The following is a 17,340-nucleotide window of genomic DNA, read 5'->3' on the forward strand; positions in this document are numbered from 1 at the left end:
TCAATCCTGCGGGAATATGCCGGCGAGACCAGCCCGTCGGCACCGGCCTCAGCGGCCAACCACCTTCTCCAGATAGGCAGGCTGGATGAACGCCTCGAAGTCGGCACGCGGCAACAGCTTCGGCAGACGCTCCTGCTTCACCAGGAAGTCGGCGGTCGAGACCAGCGTGTCGACGAACTTGCCCTTCTTCGCGGACGTGCCGAGATACTCTTCCGTAAGCTGCTTGTTGCAGGGGACCATTCCGGTGCCCTTCATCATGCGCGTCGCATCCTCGAGCGGCAGAGACAACTCGTCCGCGATGATCTGCGCCGTCTTCTCCGGATTCTTCAGCCAGAAATCCATCCCCTCGCATTCGGCCTTGATGAATTTCTCGACATAGGACGGATACTTTTCCGCGAACGCGTTCATGACGACGCCGATGTCCCAGGTCGGATAGCCGCGCTTGGCCATCTCGCCCGAGGTGACGAGGATCTTGCCGCCGTTCTTGACGGCCTTGTCGAGATTCGGCTCCCAGAACCAGGCGGCATCGATATCGCCGCGAAGCCAGGCTGCCGCGATGTCCGAGGGCGCGAGATCGATGATCTTCATCGAGGCGGGATCGACGCCATCGTCCTTCAATGCCTGCAGCAGCAGGTAATGCGTGGTGGATCCGAACGGCGCGGCGACCGTCTTGCCCTTGAGGTCCTTGAGCGACGTGATGTTCTTGTCGGAGCGCACCACCATCGCCTCGACATAGTCGAGCATGTTGATCACCAGGATGCCCTTGATCGGCAGCGCCCGGGTCGCACCGATTGCCGTCGGCGGATTGCCGAGGCCGCCGAAATCGACGTCGTTGCCGGCGATCGCACGCAGCATGTCGCCGCCGCCGCCGACCTTGACGTATTTGATGTCGACACCCGGCATTTCCTTGGCGAGCAGGCCGAGATGCTTGGTGACGAGTTGCGCGTTCACCAGATTGAGATAACCGACGGTTACCTTGGCCGGCTTTTCCTCGGCGCGAGCGGTGACCGTGAGCGCCAGCGTAGCAAGTGCGAGTGTTGCAACAAGTCTCTTCATCATGTCGATCTCTCCTCGATCAAATCAGGTTCGGGCCCAAGGCATCAACAATTTGGCGATGCCGCGCATCATCAGGTCGAGCACGACGCCGGTCAGGCCAAGCACGATCAGGCCCATGATCACGACGTCGGACAGCAGGAATTTCGCGGCATCCCAGATCATCCAGCCGATGCCGGCCGAGGCCGCAACGATCTCGGCGGCGACGAGGACGGTGTAGGTGAAGCCGAGCGAGATGCGCATGCCTGCGAGGATCAGTGGTCCCGCAGCTGGCAGATAGACGTGAAAGAGCAGGTGTCGGCGGGTCGCACCGAGGGATTGCGCGGCGCGCACATAGACCGGATCGACGCTGGTGACGGCCTGGATCGTCGAAATGACGATGCCCGGCAGGCCGGCCAGGAACAGCAAGGACAGTTTGGAGCTCTCGCCGATGCCGAGCCACATCACCAGCAGCGTATAGAGCCCGAGCGGCGGCAGCGGCCGGTAGAATTCAATCAGCGGATTGAGCAGCGCGCGTGCATTGCGCGAGACGCCCATGAGAACGCCGAGTGGAATGCCGACGAGGCACGCCAACGCGAAAGCCGTGAGGATGCGGTACAGGCTGGCGCCGAGATGCTGAAGCAGCGTGGCGCCCTGATAGCCCTTCGTCATGGTCTTGACGAACGCGGCCCATACCGCCTGCGGCTTCGGCAGGAACAGCTCGTTGGCCCAGCCCATCTCCGTGACGACGACCCATGCGGCCAGCAGCACGGCGACGGTGAGCGTCGAGAGCAACACCGACCGGGAGACGATCGGCAGCCGCAAATTGCCCCGTCGCGTACGATCGGCCGAGATCGGAATCGCCATGGGGCTTGCCTCGACGCTCATGTACGCACTCCCAGGATCTGCATGATGGTCAGCGCGTAGATCCGCGTCGCCATCACCGACTTGGTGATCGAGATGTTCTCGTTGTCGACGGCCCAGCCATCCTCGCCCGGACCGAACGTCACCGCGTTGATGCCGGCCTCACGGAAACGGATGGTATCGTTGAATGCGTTCTTGCGATTGACGCCGGGCTCGCGGCCCATCAGCCGGCGATAGACCGCACGCAGGGAGCGGCACGGTTCTTCCTCGACTGGCACCGGCTCGGTCGCATTGACGAACAGCGAGCCGGGCACCTGGCGAACGGCAACCTTGACGTCGTTCACCCCGGCAAATGTCTGCTGGCCGAGCCCCTCGATGTCGGAGATCACGCTGGCGAGCGTCATGCCCGGCACGATGCCCACCACAGCGAGCGTGATGGTGCAGGCATCTGGCGAGAACTGCATCTCGCCGGGCAGACCGCCGCGGATGCGCACCACCGAGCAGCAGGGCGGCGTGTGTCCCATGAACGTGCTCGGAACATGCGTGAAAGCCATCTCCTTCAGCTTCGGCAGCAATTTTGCCGCTTCCATGATGGCGTTGACGCTGATGTCGGGCCGCCAGATGTGCGACTTGATGCCCTCGACCGTGACCTCGATCAGGCAATGGCCCGAATTGGCCACCGAGAGGTTCATGCCCCAGTCTTTGCTGACATCGCCCCAGGCCGTCGGCTCGGCCGTGATCTCGTAATCGGCAGTGAGGCCGACTTTGTCGAGCATGTAGATCGAGCCCTCAGTGCCGTTGCGCTCTTCGTCGACGGTGTAGCAGCACATCAACGTGCCATCGAATTTCACGCCCTCCTCGATCAGGGCCTGAACCGCGAGCAGCGAAGCGGCGAGATTGCCGCGCGTATCGGACGTCCCGCGCGCGTAGAGCAGATCGCCATGGCGCGTCGCCTTGAACGGATCGTAATCCGTCATATGCCATTTCTCGGGCTCAACCGCCGGATAGGTGTCGAGATGATCGTTGAGGATCAACGACGGCGCGCCCTCACGCCCTTTGAGCACACCGAGCACATTGGGCCGGTGCGGCTGCGCGCTGTGCTTGGTCACCTCCATGCCGAGAGCTTCGAGCTTGCCGGCGACCAGCATGGAGATCGCCTCCTCCTCGGCGGGCGGCAGGTCGGGATCGAGCGGATTGCCGGAGCGCGGCTGACCGGTGCCGATCAGTTCGGATGCGAGGTCAAGCCAGCGTTGCTCCGTGATGCGCGACAGCACGCGCCGCTCGAGATCGGAGTAAGACGGGGCGACAGGCATCTGCATGACGGGTCCGCTGGCTCACAGCGCCGGCTGCGCTGCTTCGTTGCAGGCTCTTCACTGCACCGACTGTGCCAATTGCCGGCCACGCCCGCTCGGACACGAATAGCGATTGCAATTCAATGATTTGGTCTAGAATCGAGGCCGCGCAAATTTTTGCGCGTCAGCAGCGCTTTGCTGAAGACACGGCGCCGGCTGAACAGACCAGCCGCAGCGCGTTGACGGCCGCTTCAGCTCCGGCGGACGTCTAATCGTCGGCGTAGTCGTCTTCCTCGCGCTTGCGCGCCATGCTCTTGCGCGCGCCGAGCGAACCGGTGACGGAGGGCTCGCGCGCATTGGCATAGGGACTGCGCGACTGCGCACGCGAGGCAACTTCCTCGCCGGAGACCGCGGCGGGCTGGCAGATCAGGCGGCGGCTGGCGCGGCGCATCAGGTCCACGTGGATGTGGTCATAGTGATAGACGTTGGAGCCCGGCGCCAGCACCGTGGTGAAATGCGCGCAGGCGCCCGCCTGCACGTCGCGCAAGAATCCCTGCTCCTCCGGCATGCCGCGCCAGCCGTCCTTCACGGTGACACGGCGTCCGTCGGCCAGCACGAAGGCAGCAATATCGAGCGCATTGCCGAAGGCGTGCTCGGAGATATGGGCGCGCGAGTTACCGTTCATGCCGCGGCAGGAATAGGCGGAGATCTGCTTGATCTCCGCGACGCGGACGCCGAACCAGCGCATCGACGAAGGCTGCACGGTATCGGCGAGCCAGCGGTCGAGCTCGGACACGATCGGACAGGCCAGCGTCGCGGTCGGCTTGATCGCGACAGGACCGACGGCTGTGACACCATTGCCCTGCGCCGGACCAAGACGCGGCAGCGCCTGCTGTGCGGGCGCCTGCGAATAAGGCGCGGGATTCGCCGGCCGGGCCGGATAGCTCGGCGCATTCATGTAGCGCGAGGCTCCCGCGGCATCAGTGCCCTCTGGCGGCAGATCGATCTCGTCTTCCTCCGGCGCGACGCCGGGCGCGTTCAACGACATCGGCCCCGTCGAGGTGCCATAACCGCTGGGTTGGCGGACCGCGGTTTCGGGATAGTTCGAGCGCGAAGGAGTGGAGGACGCCGGATAATTCTGGCTCTGCGGATAGTTCGATCGCGGCTGCGCCACCGGCCAACGTGGCTGGCCACCGATGCTGCCCGGCGGTCGCAGTTCCTCGTCGGCAAAGCCGTAAGTGCCTGAGGCTTCGCCGAGGGCGGCGACCTTGAGCGGAAACTCGGCGCCGCACTGGCCGGGCCCCGAGATCGGGTCAATCCGGACCAGATCCGGCCCCTCTTTGACCGCGCCCGATTTCAGGCATGCGGCCTCAGCCTCGGCCCGCCATGGTTCACGTTCGGCCTGGAAGAAGCCGCGTCCGCAACCCGCTAGCGAAACAAGGACGATGGAGCCGACGAGATACAAACGAACTCCGCGCGTCATGCACGCACGTTCGATGAATTTACTTAAAGACTCTTCAACACGTTGATTTCAGTGTTCTTTAACCATACCGGCTCACGCATGCCGAACCCCGGGCAGAACCGAGCGACAGCAAGGCTGACTTTTTCGCGCCGAGACTCTCTGTTAACCATACCGGCTCGCGCGCCAAAGCAGCGCGCAGGGTGGGAGCGACCTCATGACGTTCGCCGGGAGACTGAGCGTAGTCACCGCGTACCTCGCCATGGCCTTCGTCGGCGCCATCGTGCTCGGCATGATCTAGCGGTTTACCAAGCCCGTCGCAGGCGATCTCTTCCCTTTTTCCCCTTGTGGGAGAGGGGAGCAGCGGGACTGCCGCAAATATTAAGACCGTGCATTCCACTGCCGCGACGTGGTGATCAGCTGCTCCTGCGGCGCCTCGACGCGCGTCCAGTCGTTGCCCGAGCACCAGAAACGCCAGAACGCGCAGGCCTCGACGTGGAGCCTGCCGGGGCTCTTCAGCGTCATCGTCGCGTAATAGGTGTTGCCGCTGGAGCGGCTGTAGATGCTGCCGGTCCAGGCGTCGTGCGATTTCGGCTTCATGTTGACGAGCACGCTCTCGCCCCGGCTCAAAGCCTCGGTCAGCGCGTAGCCGCACAATGCGGGCCCGCAGCGCTCGATGCGGACCGTGCCCTTGGCACCGACACTCTCCCATTCGCCGAGCGGCGTATAGGCCTGCTCGTCGTCGTTGCGCTGTGCAGCCGCCGCGGTCGGCTTGATCTCGGGGCTCGGAACGGGCGGCGGCTCCATGCGCGGCGGATCGAGCATGACGGTCTTCGGTGGATCGATGCGCGGCAGCTCAACCCGTGGCGGATGCGGGCTCGGCGCCTCGGGTCTTGACGCCTCGGGTTTTGGCGCCGGCGGCAGCACGACGGGTTGCGACGTCGTCGCGGCCATGACGGGAGCCGCCGGCACCGGTGACGGCACGACCACGGTCGCCGGCCTGACCGGAATGACGACATTGGCCGGCGGCGCGGCCGCAGCCGGCGCTGGCGGGGTCGATGTCACACCGGCATCTTCTGTCGGCCGGATGCTGCGATTCGAGGACACCGAGACACAGGACGCAGATCGGCAATTGCGCGGCGCCTCGACACGGAAGCGGTGGCCGCCAATCGAGAACGAATAGGAGCCGGCCTCGGCCGCCGGCGCGATCGCCAGCAGTGCGATCATTATGCCAAGCGAAGTCGCAAGCCGTTGCATCGCCGTCTCCCTCAGTATCGCGACGACCTTACGCAGAGGAACCGCGGCTGAATGTGCGCTGCCTCACCCAGGCGGCGCGCACCGTTGTGACCCCCATCACAGAACGCCCGGCCAGTCCGGCGTAGGGTCGAACCACGCTTCATCCACCAGCGTCTTCAGCCCATCTCGGGACCAACGCCATTTCGGAGGTTGTCATGAACAAGCTCACCATCGCCGCCACCGCACTCTTCCTGGCGTCGACCGCCGCCGCCCATGCCGGCGGCAATACGATCTCGTTCCAGATCGAGGGCCAGCACATCCGCATCGAGACGCCGCGCAACTGCGCCTCGCTCAATTGCGTGACCATCGTCGCGCCGGGCCTGTCGGACAAGCCGATCAAGCTGAACAACATCAACCTCAAGGGCCTCGGCGGCTCCAAGGACGATGACGTCGACACCACGCCGGCTCCGGCCACGACCGCGCAGCCCGCACCGGCTCCGGTGCAGCAGCCCGTGCAGCAGGCGCCGGTTCAGGCCACCGCGCCGGCCGCGCCCGTTGTCGCTCCGGCGGCACCCGCGCCGACCGTTGCCGCCGCGCCGTCCCTCGACACGACGACGCAGCCTGCGCCCGTCGCGGCGCCTGCTCCCGTTGCTGCTCCCGCGCCGGTCGCGGTTGCGCCCGCTCCGGCCCCGGTTGCCGCCGCGCCCGTGGCCGCGGCGAACTCGCCGATCGGCGTCTGGGCGACCGAAGAGGGCAAGGGCAATGTCCGCGTCGAGCAGTGCGGCGCCAATCTGTGCGGCTACGCCGAGAAGACCAACGAGCGCATCCTGATCAACATGAAGCCCGAGGGCGCGAAGTGGAGCGGCCGCATTCACGATCCCAACTCCGGCCGCAACTACGACTCGACCATCGCGATGAAGGGCCCGAATGCGATGCGCGTGCAGGGCTGCGCCTTCGGCGGCATGTTCTGCGGCGGCCAGACCTGGAAGCGCGTGAGCTGACAGCGAAGCTGTCGTCCGGGGCGATGCAAAGCATCGAACCATGGCGCGCAATTGCGCACCTGAGGATCTCGCGCCACAGCTACAAATCTTCGTCATGCCCGGGCTTGTCCCGGGCATCCACGTTCTGAGTGACGCGAAGCAAGGCGTGGATGGCCGGGGCAAGCCCGGCCATGACGGCGTGGAGAGGTTTAGCGCCAAGCTGGCACCGCACACCATTTGGCCTTCTCACCCCTGCGACACATGTTCATCCGCCATTCAGGTCCCTCCGGCTGATATCGGCCGATCTCGCCTCGCGTTCTCACCGGGACTTCCTCGTGACATCATTGCTGGCCTGGCGCCGCTTCGTGTTCGCGCTTGCGCTGCTGGCATTGCCGCTGGCGGGCAGCGGCGCAGCGCATGCATCCGATGCAATCGAGCTCGCGCAGGCGCAGCCCCAGGCAGAGCCTGCGCCTGCGGCTTCCCCAGCCCCTTCCGCCTCCCCGACGCCTTCGGCCTCGCCTGCCCCCTCGACAGATGCGCAATCCACCGTCGAGCCGATCGGCAACGTCGCGACCGTCACGGGGATCGCGACCGTGATCCGCGACAAGAACTCGTATCCGCTGCGCGTGCGCGACGACATCTATCTCAACGACGTCGTGCAGACCTCGTCGAACTCCACGCTCGGCATCACCTTCAACGACGCCACTACGTTCAACCTCTCCGCCTCGTCGAAGATCACCATCGACAATTACGTCTATGAGGACGGCGGCAAGCAGAACTCCGGAATTTTCGACGTCGGCAAGGGCACGGTCGCCTTCGTCGCGGCTGCCGTGGCGAAGACCGGCAACATGAAGATCACGACGCCGACAGCGACGCTCGGCATCCGCGGCACCACCGGCGTCGTCGACGTGCCCGAAGGCGCGGCCGCGAGCAGCGCGCGCAACGTCAACATCAAGCTCTATCCCGATGCCGATGGCCGCGTCGGCCACATCGACGTCGACGACCGCACCAGCGGCACGCGGCTCGGCGCGTTGACGCAAGGCGCGAGCGGCTTTGCGATCCGGCCTGGCGCTGCCGGCGCGGGCGGCATGCGCTTTGCGGCGGTGCCGATCACGATTCCCGCGCAGCAGATCGTGCGCGACCGCGGCTTCGTCAGTCAGGTGCATCTGGCGCAAACCACGGGCCGTCAGATCGTCACCGAGCAGCGCGACTTCCGCCGCGCCAATCCGACCGCGGAGAGCCGCATTCCGCGGCCGGCGCTGCCGCCGCAGCAACAGCAATTGCGTCCGGCGACCACCGTACCGGGACAGCAGCCCCAGCGCCCGAACGGCCAGCCGGGCCAGAACAACCGTCCGGGTCAGCAGCAGCCGGGCGCACCGGGCCGGCAAGGGACCCAGCCAGGCGCCCAGCCGCCGCAGCAGCGGCAGGGCCAGCAAGGTGGCGCGGTGCAACCGGGCACACCGCGTGCGGGTCAGGGGCAACAGCAACAAGGCCAGCAACAGCCCGGCCAGCAGCAAGGCGCAGGACGTCCAGGAGCACCCCGCGCCGGACAGCGCACACCGCCGATCGGCACGCCGCAAAACCAGCCGCAACGCGGCGGACAGATTCAGCCCGGGGGAGTCGTGCCGCCGCAGCAGCCGGCGACACAGCCGCAACTGCCGCGCACCGGCATGCAATCGGGCCAACCGCCTGCGGCTCAACCGCCGGGCATGCAACGCCCCGGCGGATTCCAGCAGCGCCTCCCCGCCGCGCAGCGTCCGGCGGCCCCCCGCAAACCAGCACCCGCTCCGAAGGAGAAGGACCGGCGGTGACCCTTGAGGCAGCGCCCGCGTCCGCACGATAGCGCTGAGGAGGACTCGTCCCTCCTCCGTCAGCCCACGCTTGCACAGGCATATCGACTTGCGGATGGTCTCCAGGCGCGCCAGCAGCGCGGCGTGACCTCACGCCTCGCCGCGCAGCCAGGCCTTCACCTTCTGCAACAGGCCGTGGCGCAACTCGTCGACGGAGGCGGCTTCGGCGGGTGTCAGCGCCTGCAAGGCTGCATCCATGTCATCGGCCGATTGCACCGGCTCGGGCGCCGGCGACGGCGCGACCCCCGCGGCCGCAAGCGCGATCGGGCCAATCTGGGTCAGGAACGCGCGTTCATATTCGCGCGACAGCCGCGCGATCGCGTCGTCCAGCGCGAGCCAGTCGACCGCCTTGATGTCGTTCATCAGCTTGCGGACGGGACCGCCCTCGGCCTCCATGCGCCAGAAATGCACGACCTTCGAACGTCCGCCGGACTGGTAGACGAGCGTGCCGAGAAATTCGTGAACGGCGACGTCGTGGCCGGTTTCTTCCAGCACCTCGCGATGCGCGGCCTCCTTCGGCGTCTCGCCGTCGTCGAGCTTGCCCTTGGGCAGGACCCATTCGTTGCGCTTGCGCTGGCGCACGACCGCGATCAGCGGCGTCGAACCACGCCGCAGCACGATACCACCCGCCGCCATCACCGGCGCCCGCGCCATCACCAAATCCGTCGCCGTCGAATCGTCCCCACCGACGATATAGGCGGCCGGAACGGCAGATTGAAGGCTACTTTCTTTTGAGCAGCGCCTCGCCGGCACGGATGCGCGTGCCCTCGGCGATGCCGTCACAGAAGCTGAAATCGCCCGGCGCGAGGATGATGATGGTCGAGCCATGCTCGAACCAGCCGAGTTCCTCGCCCTTGGTCACGTTGACGTCGCAGGGGAAGTTGACCGGACCGCGCGTCTGCGCGTTCAGCACCCTATCGAGGAAGTGCAGGCGGATGCTCGCGACCAGGATCGCGGCGACCGGTACCAGCGTCACGGCCTCGCCGGTCGACAAATGCGTGCGGATCACCGCGCGCTCGTTCTTGCAGAACAGGCGCTCGACGCGCTTGAGCGCAATCGGATTGACATTCCAGACGTCGCCGTGGATCAGCGTGACGCGCCCGATATGCGCATCGAAGGGCGCATGGAAGCGATGATACATGCTCGACGTCAGCCGCAGCGTCACGAAGCTGCCGTTGCGGTGCTGATCCACCAGCGCGGAATCGCCGACGAGGTCGAGCAGCGAATAGGGCGCGCCCTTGACCTGGAACAGCTCGGTGTCCGCGATCCTGCCGTGAGCGCCGACAATGCCATCCGAGGGGCTGGCGACAATGGTGGGGTCGGGATCAAAGGGGCGCAAGCCCGGCTTCAGCTCCCGGGTAAAACAATCATGCAGGCTCTTGAAGTGGGTCTTCTTCGCCTCGGACAGATCGAGGTCGGAGAACAGCTTCCACAGCGCGATCGAGAAGTCCCGCACGAGGGGGTTCTCGATCTTGGAGAACCAGCCCATGAAGCGGGTCAGCGCCGCGCGGGGGATGCGGTTGGTCAACAGAAAGTTGAGGTCTTCCTGCTGGGTGAAAGAGGCGATGAGGGCTTTGACTGTCATGAATCTGTCAGCTCACAGTATTAGCGCTTGTTGTCATGGAAACGACACTCCCGATTCTCTCGATGTCCGTGGCCGCCGCAGCGTCTGCTGCCGCCGTCCTCCCGAAGCTGAAAGCGCGGATCGAACTGTCCCGCGCCAAGCATCGCTCGCTCGCCGGGCACTCCAAGATGTCGCGCAGGGTGGCAAAGCTGCTCCCGTTCTACGAATACGGAGAGAACGACATCTTCTCGTGCGACGGCGCGCCGGCGGACATCGCCGCGCAGCGCAAGGAGGCGTTCTTTCGTCTCGCCGCCCTCTACGCCGAGCGCTACCCGAAGGGCCGCGCGATGACGAAGGAAGCGGCGGACAAGATCTCCGACCTGAACTTCACCGAGAGCTACCGCGTGCCGTTCCAGTTCTCGCGCCTGGTCCGCGAGCACCTGGGCACCTCGACCTTCGTGGAGTCCTCGGGCGGCGTCACCGTCACGGATGTCGACGGCAACACGTCCTACGATCTCACGGGGTCCTACGGCGTCAACATCTTCGGCAACGATTTCTACAAGGAGTGCATCGAGGGCGCCGAGAAGCGCGCGCATGCACTCGGCCCGGTGCTCGGCCCCTACCATCCCGTGATCCTCGACAATGTGCAGCGTCTCTGCCGGATCTCGGGCCTCGACGAGGTCTCGTTCCACATGTCCGGCACCGAGGCCGTGATGCAGGCGGTGCGGCTGGCGCGCTACCACACCAAGCGCACGCATCTGGTCCGCTTTGCCGGCGCCTATCACGGCTGGTGGGGCGACGTGCAGCCGGGCGTCGGCAATCCCATTGCCGCGCACGAGACCTACACCCTCGCCGAGATGTCGGAGAAGACGCTGCATGTGCTGCGTACGCGCAAGGACATCGCCTGCGTGCTCGTCAACCCTCTGCAAGGCCTGCACCCGAATGCCAACGCGCCCGGCGATTCCTCGCTGGTGGATTCCTCCCGCGGCGGCAACTTCGATCGCGCGGCCTACACCGAATGGCTCAAGAAGCTGCGCGAGGTCTGCGACCAGCGCGGCATCGTGCTGATCTTCGACGAGGTCTTCGTCGGCTTCCGGCTCGCCGCTGGTGGTGCCCAGGAATATTTCGGCGTGAGCGCCGACATGGTGACCTACGGCAAGAGCCTCGCCGGCGGCCTGCCGGTCGGCGTGGTCTGCGGCAAGCGCGAGCTGATGCGCCGCTTCCGCGATGACCGTCCTGCCGACATCTGCTTCGCCCGCGGCACCTTCAACTCGCATCCCTACGTCATGACGGCAATGGACGAGTTTTTGAGCCGGCTCGCCAGCCCGAACTTCCATGCCATTTATGATGGACTGGAAGAAACCTGGAACGGTCGCGTCCAAAAGCTCAACCAGATGATGACGGACGCCGACCTGCCGGTGCGGTTCGCCAACTTCTCGTCGATCTGGACGGTGAAATACACGACGCCCTCCCGCTACAATTGGATGCTGCAATATTATTTGCGCGCCGAGGGCCTGGCGCTGAGCTGGGTCGGCACCGGCCGGCTGATCTTCAGCCTGAACTACACCGACGCCGATTTCACCGAAGTCGCCGACCGCTTCGTCCGCGCAGCCGGGAAGATGAAGGCTGACGGCTTCTGGTGGCACGATGGCGTGCTCACCAACAAGACTATCAAGCGGCAGATCCTGAAAGAGATGCTGGCCAAGCGTTTTGGGCGCTGAGGCCACACTTCGCGGGCTTGCCGCCGATGCCGCGGGGTTGTGTGCGCCATATGCGATTGCCCTACCGCGCGCGGGGAGAGGCGAAGCAGCCCCCAGCACGTGGATGCCCGGCACGAGGCCGGGCATGACGTAACCATCAGACATCGGAGTGTGTTGTGTACGTAGCGCGCTCAGGCGTGCTGCTCTTCGAGCGTGGGCTCGCCGATGAGGCCCAGCGTGTGCTCGGGGTTGAGGTGCAGGCCGGGATCCATAAGCTCACCGCGCATCAGGGCAAGTGGAGCGCTGCGGTAGAGCATCAGATCGTGGAAGGGATCGGTCAGGATCTTGGTCATCCAGACGAGGCCGGTCTCGACATCGCGGATGAAGAACAGGTGCACGGTGCGGAACAAGAGGCCACCGCCGCCGACCACGAGCCAGATCTTGGCAACCTGCCGCATGAAGTCGGTCGCGCCGGCCCAGGGCGTGAACAGGCCGAACAGCGTCGGGTCGAGGAACAGCACCAGCGGCGAGGCCGCCCAGATCGCCATCAGCACCACCTTGCGCTGCAAATTGTAGCCGACCTTGATCTCCTCCTTGTACTCGTGTGTCGCCTGGTTGATGTGGTCGTAGGTATGCGGCTCGAAGAAGAAGTGACCGGCCTGGCGCGAGGTCATCGAGACCAGCCAACCGACCAGCGCAGAGACGACAGGGTCGACGAACAGCCAGACATAGGCGAAGAGGAAGCTCAGCGCGCTGACGAAGTGCAGGCTCTGATTGATGCGGCTGTGGTGATAGTAGCGATGGTCGTCCCAGCGCTGGATCCGCAGCTGCTCGAGATAATTCTTGATCATGCTCTTCCCCAAGATGCTTTCGGGTACCGGGTTAAACGGATTCGATGTACGCCGTGTGACAACATCATCCTGTCATGTGACGGCACGCAGCGGCGCGATGACGCACGCGACGCGTAAGCTCACGCCGCCTTGGCGATGTCGACCTTGCGGAAGCGCACCAGCGAGAAATGGCCGAGCGGCGGAATCAAACGACGTTCGGCGAGCTCGATGCCGTGGGCGCCGGCCAGCCATTTCGCATAGCGCGACCAGGCGAACTCGGCGGTGCGGAAGCCGAGCGGGCGCACCACCGGCTGCAGCTTCTGTTCGATGAACCGGCGCATGCCGGCGTCCGCGCTGACGCGGGTGAGGATGATCAGCTCGCCGCCCGGGCGCAGCACGCGGGCGAATTCGTCGAGCGCCTTCTCCGGGTTCGGCACCGCGGTGACGACGTATTGCGCCATCACGACGTCGAAGGAATTGTCGGGAAATTCGAGCTTCTCGGCGTCCATCACCGCGAGACCCTCGACGTTCTTCAGCTTGCCCTCGGTAACGCGCTGGCGCGCCTTGTCGAGCATGGCTTCCGAAATGTCGGTGCCGAAGATGCGCAGGTGCGGGGCATAGAGCGGCAGCGAGATGCCGGTACCGACACCGACCTCGAGCACGCGGCCGCCGATCTTGTTGGTGGCCGCGATCGCGGCCTGCCGGCCCTTGGCGAACACGCCGCCGAACACGAGGTCGTAGACCGGCGCCCAGCGGTCATAGGCCTGCTCGACCGTGCCGCGGGTGAGGTCGAGCTGCTGGGTGCCGTCAAGGTTCATGATCTTAGCCATCGATGAGGTTCTCGCTGTGGTTCAAACAAAAGATCAACCGCGCACCGGCCGCCGCGCCATGCGGGGCGAAGCGCGCAAGACGCGGCTGGGCTGAAGTGAGGTGAGGTTGCCGACGAACTGGCGCGCGCTGTTCTCCCAGGAACGCTCCAGCGCGAAGTTGCGACAGGTCTCGCGCGACATGGCGAGCGCGCGCAGGCACGCGGCGCGCAGATCGTGGTCGATCGCGCCGATCGGATGATCGGCGATGACGTCCTTCGGGCCCGTGACCGGAAATGCGGCCACCGGCGTGCCGCAGGCCAGCGCCTCCAACTGCACCACGCCGAACGTATCGGTCAGGCTCGGAAACACGAACACGTCGGCGGCGGCGAGATGCGCGGTGAGATCGGCGCCCTTCTTCTCGCCGAGAAAGACGGCATCGGGATATTTCCTTTCGAGCGCGGCCCTCTGCGGGCCGTCGCCGACGACGACCTTGGTGCCGGGCAGGTCGAGCGAGAGGAACGCTTCGAGGTTCTTCTCCACCGCGACGCGGCCCATGGTCATGAAGATCGGACCCGGCAGGTCGAGCCTCGCCGGCGCGTCGGGATGAAACAGCTCGGTGTTGACGCCGCGGGTCCAGAAGCCGAGCCGCTTGAAGCCACGCTCGGACAGCTCCTGCCGCAGCGACGGCGTCGCCACCATGGTCATGGCGGCGGCATCGTGGAAATGGCGCAGCACGGCATAGCCGACGCTCGCGGGAATGCCGGTCCGCACCGAGACGTATTCCGGAAAGCGCGTGGTGTAGGAGGTGGTGAAGGCGAGCCGGTTGCGCCGGCAATAGGCCCGCGCGGCCCAGCCGATCGGCCCTTCGGTCGCGATGTGCAGCGCGTCCGGTGCCGCCTTCTCGATCCGCCGCGCGATCTCCTTGCCCGAAGGCAGCGCGATGCGCAGGCCCGGATAGGTCGGCAGCGGCCAGGACGGAAAGCCGTCGGGTGTGAGAAAGTCGATCTCGACGTCGAGGGCCTTGGCCGCATTCGCCAGCGAGGTCAGCGTCCGGACCACGCCGTTGACCTGCGGATGCCAGGCGTCGGTCGCGATTAATACCCGCATGGGAAAATCCCGAGAGTTTGATGATTCTCAGGCATCGACCATCAACGAAGGATATTTCAGGCGTGTGACGTCATAGAAGTGTCCGCGGGCTGTTTTGTTCGTTAACGGGCGGACCCAGCCACGAAACCGTCATGAAACAATCCTTGCCGCCGTGAAACCGTTTTCGGTTTTCCGCGCAAATGTCCCGAAACGTTTTGCCGTTAGTGATCCAGGCAACAGAGCACCGCAACGGTGCCGCGGTGGCCAAGACCACCGAGCAAACAGGGGCGATCACATGTTCAATCTGGATATTTTCAAGACGTTTTCGCGCGCCGTTGCCTTCGGCGCAGTCGCGGTCTCCGCGATCGCATTCGCAGGTCCAGCCAAGGCCGCGCCGGTGCAGATCTTCCCGTTCTTCCAGCCGCTGCCGCCGATGGCCGCGCCGCGGCCATTCCAGCCCTACCAGCCCTATCAGCCCTATCAGGCGCCCACTTACCAGACCGAGCCGTCCGAGGATCAGGACGCCGTCGAGATGCCGGCCCGCTTCCGCCGCCAGACCGTTTCCTATGCAACGCGCGAGGCGCCGGGCACCATCATCATCGATACCCCCAACACTTATCTCTATTACGTGCTCGGCAACGGTCAGGCGCTGCGCTACGGCATCGGTGTCGGCCGCGACGGCTTCACCTGGTCCGGCATTCAGTCGGTGACCCGCAAGGCGGAATGGCCGGCCTGGACGCCTCCGCCGGAGATGATCGCCCGCCAGCCCTATCTGCCGCGCCACATGGCCGGCGGCCCCGGCAATCCGCTCGGTGCGCGCGCCATGTATCTCGGCGGCACCATCTACCGCATCCACGGCACCAACGCCCCCGAGACCATCGGCAAGCGCGTCTCGTCCGGCTGCATCCGCATGACCAATGACGACGTCACCGACCTCTACTCCCGCGTCAACGTCGGCACCAAGGTCGTGGTGCTGCCGATGACGGAGCGCCGCGCCGAGCTCGGCACCGCGACGCGCTGAACCGGCAGGACATTGTGACGCAAACGGCCCCGGAACCCACCGGGGCCGCTTTCGTTTGCCTCGACATGTCGACGCGCGCTTGCTGCGGCGCGGTCCCCAATGGAGACGCAGATGCGATCACGCCTGCAATCCCCGCCGTATCGATGGCTGCACGCCCTCGTTTGCGCCGGCGCACTGACGTCGCTCGTGTCCACCCCCGCCTCGCTCGCGCAGCAACCTGCGAGCGCTGAGGCAGCGCAGCAAGCCTTCAACAATTCCTGCCGCACCTGCCATTCCGTGAAGGAAGGCGACAACCGCCTCGGCCCCAACCTCAACAAGATCGTCGGCCGCAAGGCCGGCGCGCTGCCGGACTACAAGTACTCCTCGTCGATGAAGGAAGCCGGCTTCACCTGGGACCAGGACAAGCTGACGCGCTTCATGCTCAAGCCGGACGAGGTGGTGTCGGGCAACAAGATGCAGCCTTATGGCGGCGTGTCGGCGGAGGAAGCCGGGAAGATCGTGGCTTACTTGCAGACGGCAGGCGGGCAATAGCCGCCCCGCCGCTCCGCAATCCACCTCAGCCACGCCGCCGAGTGAAACGCGCTCATCAGGAGATACATCGACACCATTCCGCCGAGCAGAGATCCCTGCCCGGCGCCGCACAGCATGTCCGCCGGGCCGCCGATCACAGCCGTCAGCACGGCCATGATCGCGAAGGTCGGGCTTGCCGCCAGGGCCAGCCATCTGGCGAGGTGGCGCGCGGCCACGACGCTGTCGCGGCCGGCGCCGGCGGTTGCGCTGATGGGACTAGTCACGTCCTTGCGCAGCCTCCTCGCGAAAGGCCTTCTCGCCGGCGGTAGAGATCTCGACCCACTTCTGGTCGGGCGCGGCGCCTTCCGTATAGCTGTCGTGCCAGTTCCACCATTTGTAGGTCGGCGTCTGCGGATAGCCTTTTGGCGAGTCTTCCCAGAGCTCCTGGCGGCCGAGCGGCGTGATGTCGAGATAGTTCCAGGTGCCGCCCATCTGCTCGTCGCCGCGGCTCTTGACGAAATAGGTGCGGAAGATGCGCGTCCCGTCGCGGTAGAACACGTTGGTGCCGTGCCATTCGTCGACGCCGAAATCGGCGTCGAAACTGTCTGTTACGGTGACCCATGGCATGGTCCAGCCCATCCGCTGCTTCAGCCTGATAATATCGGCCTGCGGCGCGCGCGAGGCGAACACCAGCGTGGTGTCGCGGGCATTCAGATGCGCGACATGGGCGACCTGATCGGCCACCATGGAGCAGCCGCGGCAGGCGTGATCCGGCCAGCCGAACACGCCCGGCTCGAAAAACGCGCGGTAGACGATCAGCTGCCGCCGGCCCTGGAACAGGTCGGCAAGACTGAGCTTGCCGCCGGGCCCCTCGAACGCATAGGTTTTGGCCACTTCCATCCAGGGCATGCGCCGGCGCTCGGCGGCCAAGGCGTCGCGGGCACGGGTATGCGCCTTTTCCTTCACGAGCAGTTGCTGACGGGCCGCCTCCCAGTCCTGCGGCGACACCACCGGCGGTGTTTGCATCACAGCCTGTCCGTTATTCGGTTCGTTCTGGGCTAATGTCATCATGACTCTCCAAATCTCTCGCTTGGACGATCAGCCCGC

17 protein-coding genes are annotated in these 17,340 nt (G+C 65.5%); 5 read left to right on the top strand and 12 right to left on the bottom strand.

Annotation, left to right across the window (positions count from 1 at the left end; genetic code table 11):
* Nucleotides 1–48: 48 nt before the first annotated feature.
* The 5 genes from ML401_RS28160 to ML401_RS28180 all read right to left on the bottom strand — a co-directional run bounded on the left by ML401_RS28160 (nt 49) and on the right by ML401_RS28180 (nt 5,904).
* A complete protein-coding gene (locus ML401_RS28160) occupies nt 49–1,059 on the bottom strand; it encodes an aliphatic sulfonate ABC transporter substrate-binding protein (RefSeq protein WP_285807655.1) in 1,011 nt (336 codons plus the stop codon).
* Nucleotides 1,060–1,080: 21 nt separating this feature from the next.
* Nucleotides 1,081–1,920, bottom strand: a complete 840-nt coding sequence (locus tag ML401_RS28165; protein ID WP_285807656.1) for an ABC transporter permease — start codon at nt 1,918–1,920, stop codon at nt 1,081–1,083.
* On the bottom strand, nt 1,917–3,215 hold the full coding sequence (locus tag ML401_RS28170; protein ID WP_211416277.1) for a M20 family metallopeptidase: 1,299 nt from the start codon (nt 3,213–3,215) through the stop codon (nt 1,917–1,919). The genes ML401_RS28165 and ML401_RS28170 overlap by 4 nt, the downstream gene beginning before the upstream one ends.
* Before the next feature lie 241 nt (nt 3,216–3,456).
* Nucleotides 3,457–4,671 (bottom strand): extensin family protein, encoded by a 1,215-nt coding sequence (locus tag ML401_RS28175; RefSeq protein ID WP_194403957.1) that lies wholly within the window; start codon nt 4,669–4,671, stop codon nt 3,457–3,459.
* Nucleotides 4,672–5,028: 357 nt separating this feature from the next.
* Nucleotides 5,029–5,904, bottom strand: a complete 876-nt coding sequence (locus tag ML401_RS28180; protein WP_285807657.1) for a DUF2147 domain-containing protein — start codon at nt 5,902–5,904, stop codon at nt 5,029–5,031.
* 194 nt (nt 5,905–6,098) lie between these two features.
* Between ML401_RS28180 and ML401_RS28185 the strand changes: the two genes are divergently transcribed.
* Both ML401_RS28185 and ML401_RS28190 read left to right on the top strand, forming a co-directional pair.
* Nucleotides 6,099–6,884, top strand: a complete 786-nt coding sequence (locus tag ML401_RS28185) for a DUF2147 domain-containing protein (protein ID WP_211416274.1) — start codon at nt 6,099–6,101, stop codon at nt 6,882–6,884.
* Between the two features lie 323 nt (nt 6,885–7,207).
* Nucleotides 7,208–8,674: a FecR domain-containing protein gene (locus ML401_RS28190; RefSeq protein ID WP_285812759.1), complete on the top strand. Its 1,467-nt coding sequence runs from the start codon at nt 7,208–7,210 to the stop codon at nt 8,672–8,674.
* 129 nt (nt 8,675–8,803) lie between these two features.
* Here the strand turns inward: ML401_RS28190 and ML401_RS28195 are convergent, their stop codons facing one another.
* Nucleotides 8,804–9,367: an NUDIX hydrolase gene (locus ML401_RS28195; RefSeq protein ID WP_285807658.1), complete on the bottom strand. Its 564-nt coding sequence runs from the start codon at nt 9,365–9,367 to the stop codon at nt 8,804–8,806.
* 67 nt (nt 9,368–9,434) lie between these two features.
* Entirely contained in the window at nt 9,435–10,298 is an 864-nt protein-coding gene (gene asd, locus ML401_RS28200; RefSeq protein WP_285807659.1) for an archaetidylserine decarboxylase, read from the bottom strand.
* A gap of 35 nt (nt 10,299–10,333) precedes the next feature.
* On the opposite strand from asd, the gene ML401_RS28205 reads away from it, so the two are divergent.
* Nucleotides 10,334–11,998, top strand: coding sequence for an aminotransferase class III-fold pyridoxal phosphate-dependent enzyme (locus ML401_RS28205; RefSeq protein ID WP_285807660.1), 1,665 nt, complete (start codon nt 10,334–10,336; stop codon nt 11,996–11,998).
* Nucleotides 11,999–12,168: 170 nt separating this feature from the next.
* Here the strand turns inward: ML401_RS28205 and ML401_RS28210 are convergent, their stop codons facing one another.
* The 3 genes from ML401_RS28210 to ML401_RS28220 all read right to left on the bottom strand — a co-directional run bounded on the left by ML401_RS28210 (nt 12,169) and on the right by ML401_RS28220 (nt 14,723).
* Nucleotides 12,169–12,828, bottom strand: a complete 660-nt coding sequence (locus tag ML401_RS28210) for a hypothetical protein (protein WP_211416269.1) — start codon at nt 12,826–12,828, stop codon at nt 12,169–12,171.
* A gap of 119 nt (nt 12,829–12,947) precedes the next feature.
* On the bottom strand, nt 12,948–13,637 hold the full coding sequence (locus ML401_RS28215) for a methyltransferase domain-containing protein (protein WP_285807661.1): 690 nt from the start codon (nt 13,635–13,637) through the stop codon (nt 12,948–12,950).
* Nucleotides 13,638–13,670: 33 nt separating this feature from the next.
* Entirely contained in the window at nt 13,671–14,723 is a 1,053-nt protein-coding gene (locus ML401_RS28220; protein WP_259216979.1) for a glycosyltransferase family 1 protein, read from the bottom strand.
* A 274-nt stretch (nt 14,724–14,997) separates the two neighbouring features.
* Between ML401_RS28220 and ML401_RS28225 the strand changes: the two genes are divergently transcribed.
* Together ML401_RS28225 and ML401_RS28230 are read left to right on the top strand one after the other, a co-directional pair.
* Nucleotides 14,998–15,723 (top strand): L,D-transpeptidase, encoded by a 726-nt coding sequence (locus ML401_RS28225; protein WP_285807662.1) that lies wholly within the window; start codon nt 14,998–15,000, stop codon nt 15,721–15,723.
* A gap of 111 nt (nt 15,724–15,834) precedes the next feature.
* Nucleotides 15,835–16,254, top strand: a complete 420-nt coding sequence (locus ML401_RS28230; protein WP_285807663.1) for a cytochrome c family protein — start codon at nt 15,835–15,837, stop codon at nt 16,252–16,254.
* Here ML401_RS28230 and ML401_RS28235 read toward each other — a convergent pair.
* Both ML401_RS28235 and ML401_RS28240 read right to left on the bottom strand, forming a co-directional pair.
* Nucleotides 16,227–16,517 (bottom strand): hypothetical protein, encoded by a 291-nt coding sequence (locus ML401_RS28235; protein WP_285807664.1) that lies wholly within the window; start codon nt 16,515–16,517, stop codon nt 16,227–16,229. The two genes, ML401_RS28230 and ML401_RS28235, sit on opposite strands and share 28 nt — an antisense overlap.
* A complete protein-coding gene (locus tag ML401_RS28240) occupies nt 16,510–17,301 on the bottom strand; it encodes a DUF899 domain-containing protein (protein ID WP_371746168.1) in 792 nt (263 codons plus the stop codon). Before ML401_RS28240 ends, ML401_RS28235 begins: the two co-directional genes overlap by 8 nt.
* Between the last annotated feature and the right edge of the window lie 39 nt (nt 17,302–17,340).

Source organism: Bradyrhizobium sp. 62B (assembly GCF_030272265.2).
GTDB lineage: Bacteria > Pseudomonadota > Alphaproteobacteria > Rhizobiales > Xanthobacteraceae > Bradyrhizobium.

What these genes read in the sequence shown, in the direction of transcription:
- ML401_RS28160 (WP_285807655.1), bottom strand. Translation starts at nt 1,059, where the DNA reads ATGATGAAGAGACTTGTTGCAACACTCGCACTTGCTACGCTGGCGCTC.
- ML401_RS28165 (WP_285807656.1), bottom strand. Translation starts at nt 1,920, where the DNA reads ATGAGCGTCGAGGCAAGCCCCATGGCGATTCCGATCTCGGCCGATCGT.
- ML401_RS28170 (WP_211416277.1), bottom strand. Translation starts at nt 3,215, where the DNA reads ATGCAGATGCCTGTCGCCCCGTCTTACTCCGATCTCGAGCGGCGCGTG.
- ML401_RS28175 (WP_194403957.1), bottom strand. Translation starts at nt 4,671, where the DNA reads ATGACGCGCGGAGTTCGTTTGTATCTCGTCGGCTCCATCGTCCTTGTT.
- ML401_RS28180 (WP_285807657.1), bottom strand. Translation starts at nt 5,904, where the DNA reads ATGCAACGGCTTGCGACTTCGCTTGGCATAATGATCGCACTGCTGGCG.
- ML401_RS28185 (WP_211416274.1), top strand. Translation starts at nt 6,099, where the DNA reads ATGAACAAGCTCACCATCGCCGCCACCGCACTCTTCCTGGCGTCGACC.
- ML401_RS28195 (WP_285807658.1), bottom strand. Translation starts at nt 9,367, where the DNA reads ATGGCGCGGGCGCCGGTGATGGCGGCGGGTGGTATCGTGCTGCGGCGT.
- asd (WP_285807659.1), bottom strand. Translation starts at nt 10,298, where the DNA reads ATGACAGTCAAAGCCCTCATCGCCTCTTTCACCCAGCAGGAAGACCTC.
- ML401_RS28205 (WP_285807660.1), top strand. Translation starts at nt 10,334, where the DNA reads ATGGAAACGACACTCCCGATTCTCTCGATGTCCGTGGCCGCCGCAGCG.
- ML401_RS28210 (WP_211416269.1), bottom strand. Translation starts at nt 12,828, where the DNA reads ATGATCAAGAATTATCTCGAGCAGCTGCGGATCCAGCGCTGGGACGAC.
- ML401_RS28215 (WP_285807661.1), bottom strand. Translation starts at nt 13,637, where the DNA reads ATGGCTAAGATCATGAACCTTGACGGCACCCAGCAGCTCGACCTCACC.
- ML401_RS28220 (WP_259216979.1), bottom strand. Translation starts at nt 14,723, where the DNA reads ATGCGGGTATTAATCGCGACCGACGCCTGGCATCCGCAGGTCAACGGC.
- ML401_RS28225 (WP_285807662.1), top strand. Translation starts at nt 14,998, where the DNA reads ATGTTCAATCTGGATATTTTCAAGACGTTTTCGCGCGCCGTTGCCTTC.
- ML401_RS28230 (WP_285807663.1), top strand. Translation starts at nt 15,835, where the DNA reads ATGCGATCACGCCTGCAATCCCCGCCGTATCGATGGCTGCACGCCCTC.
- ML401_RS28240 (WP_371746168.1), bottom strand. Translation starts at nt 17,301, where the DNA reads ATGACATTAGCCCAGAACGAACCGAATAACGGACAGGCTGTGATGCAA.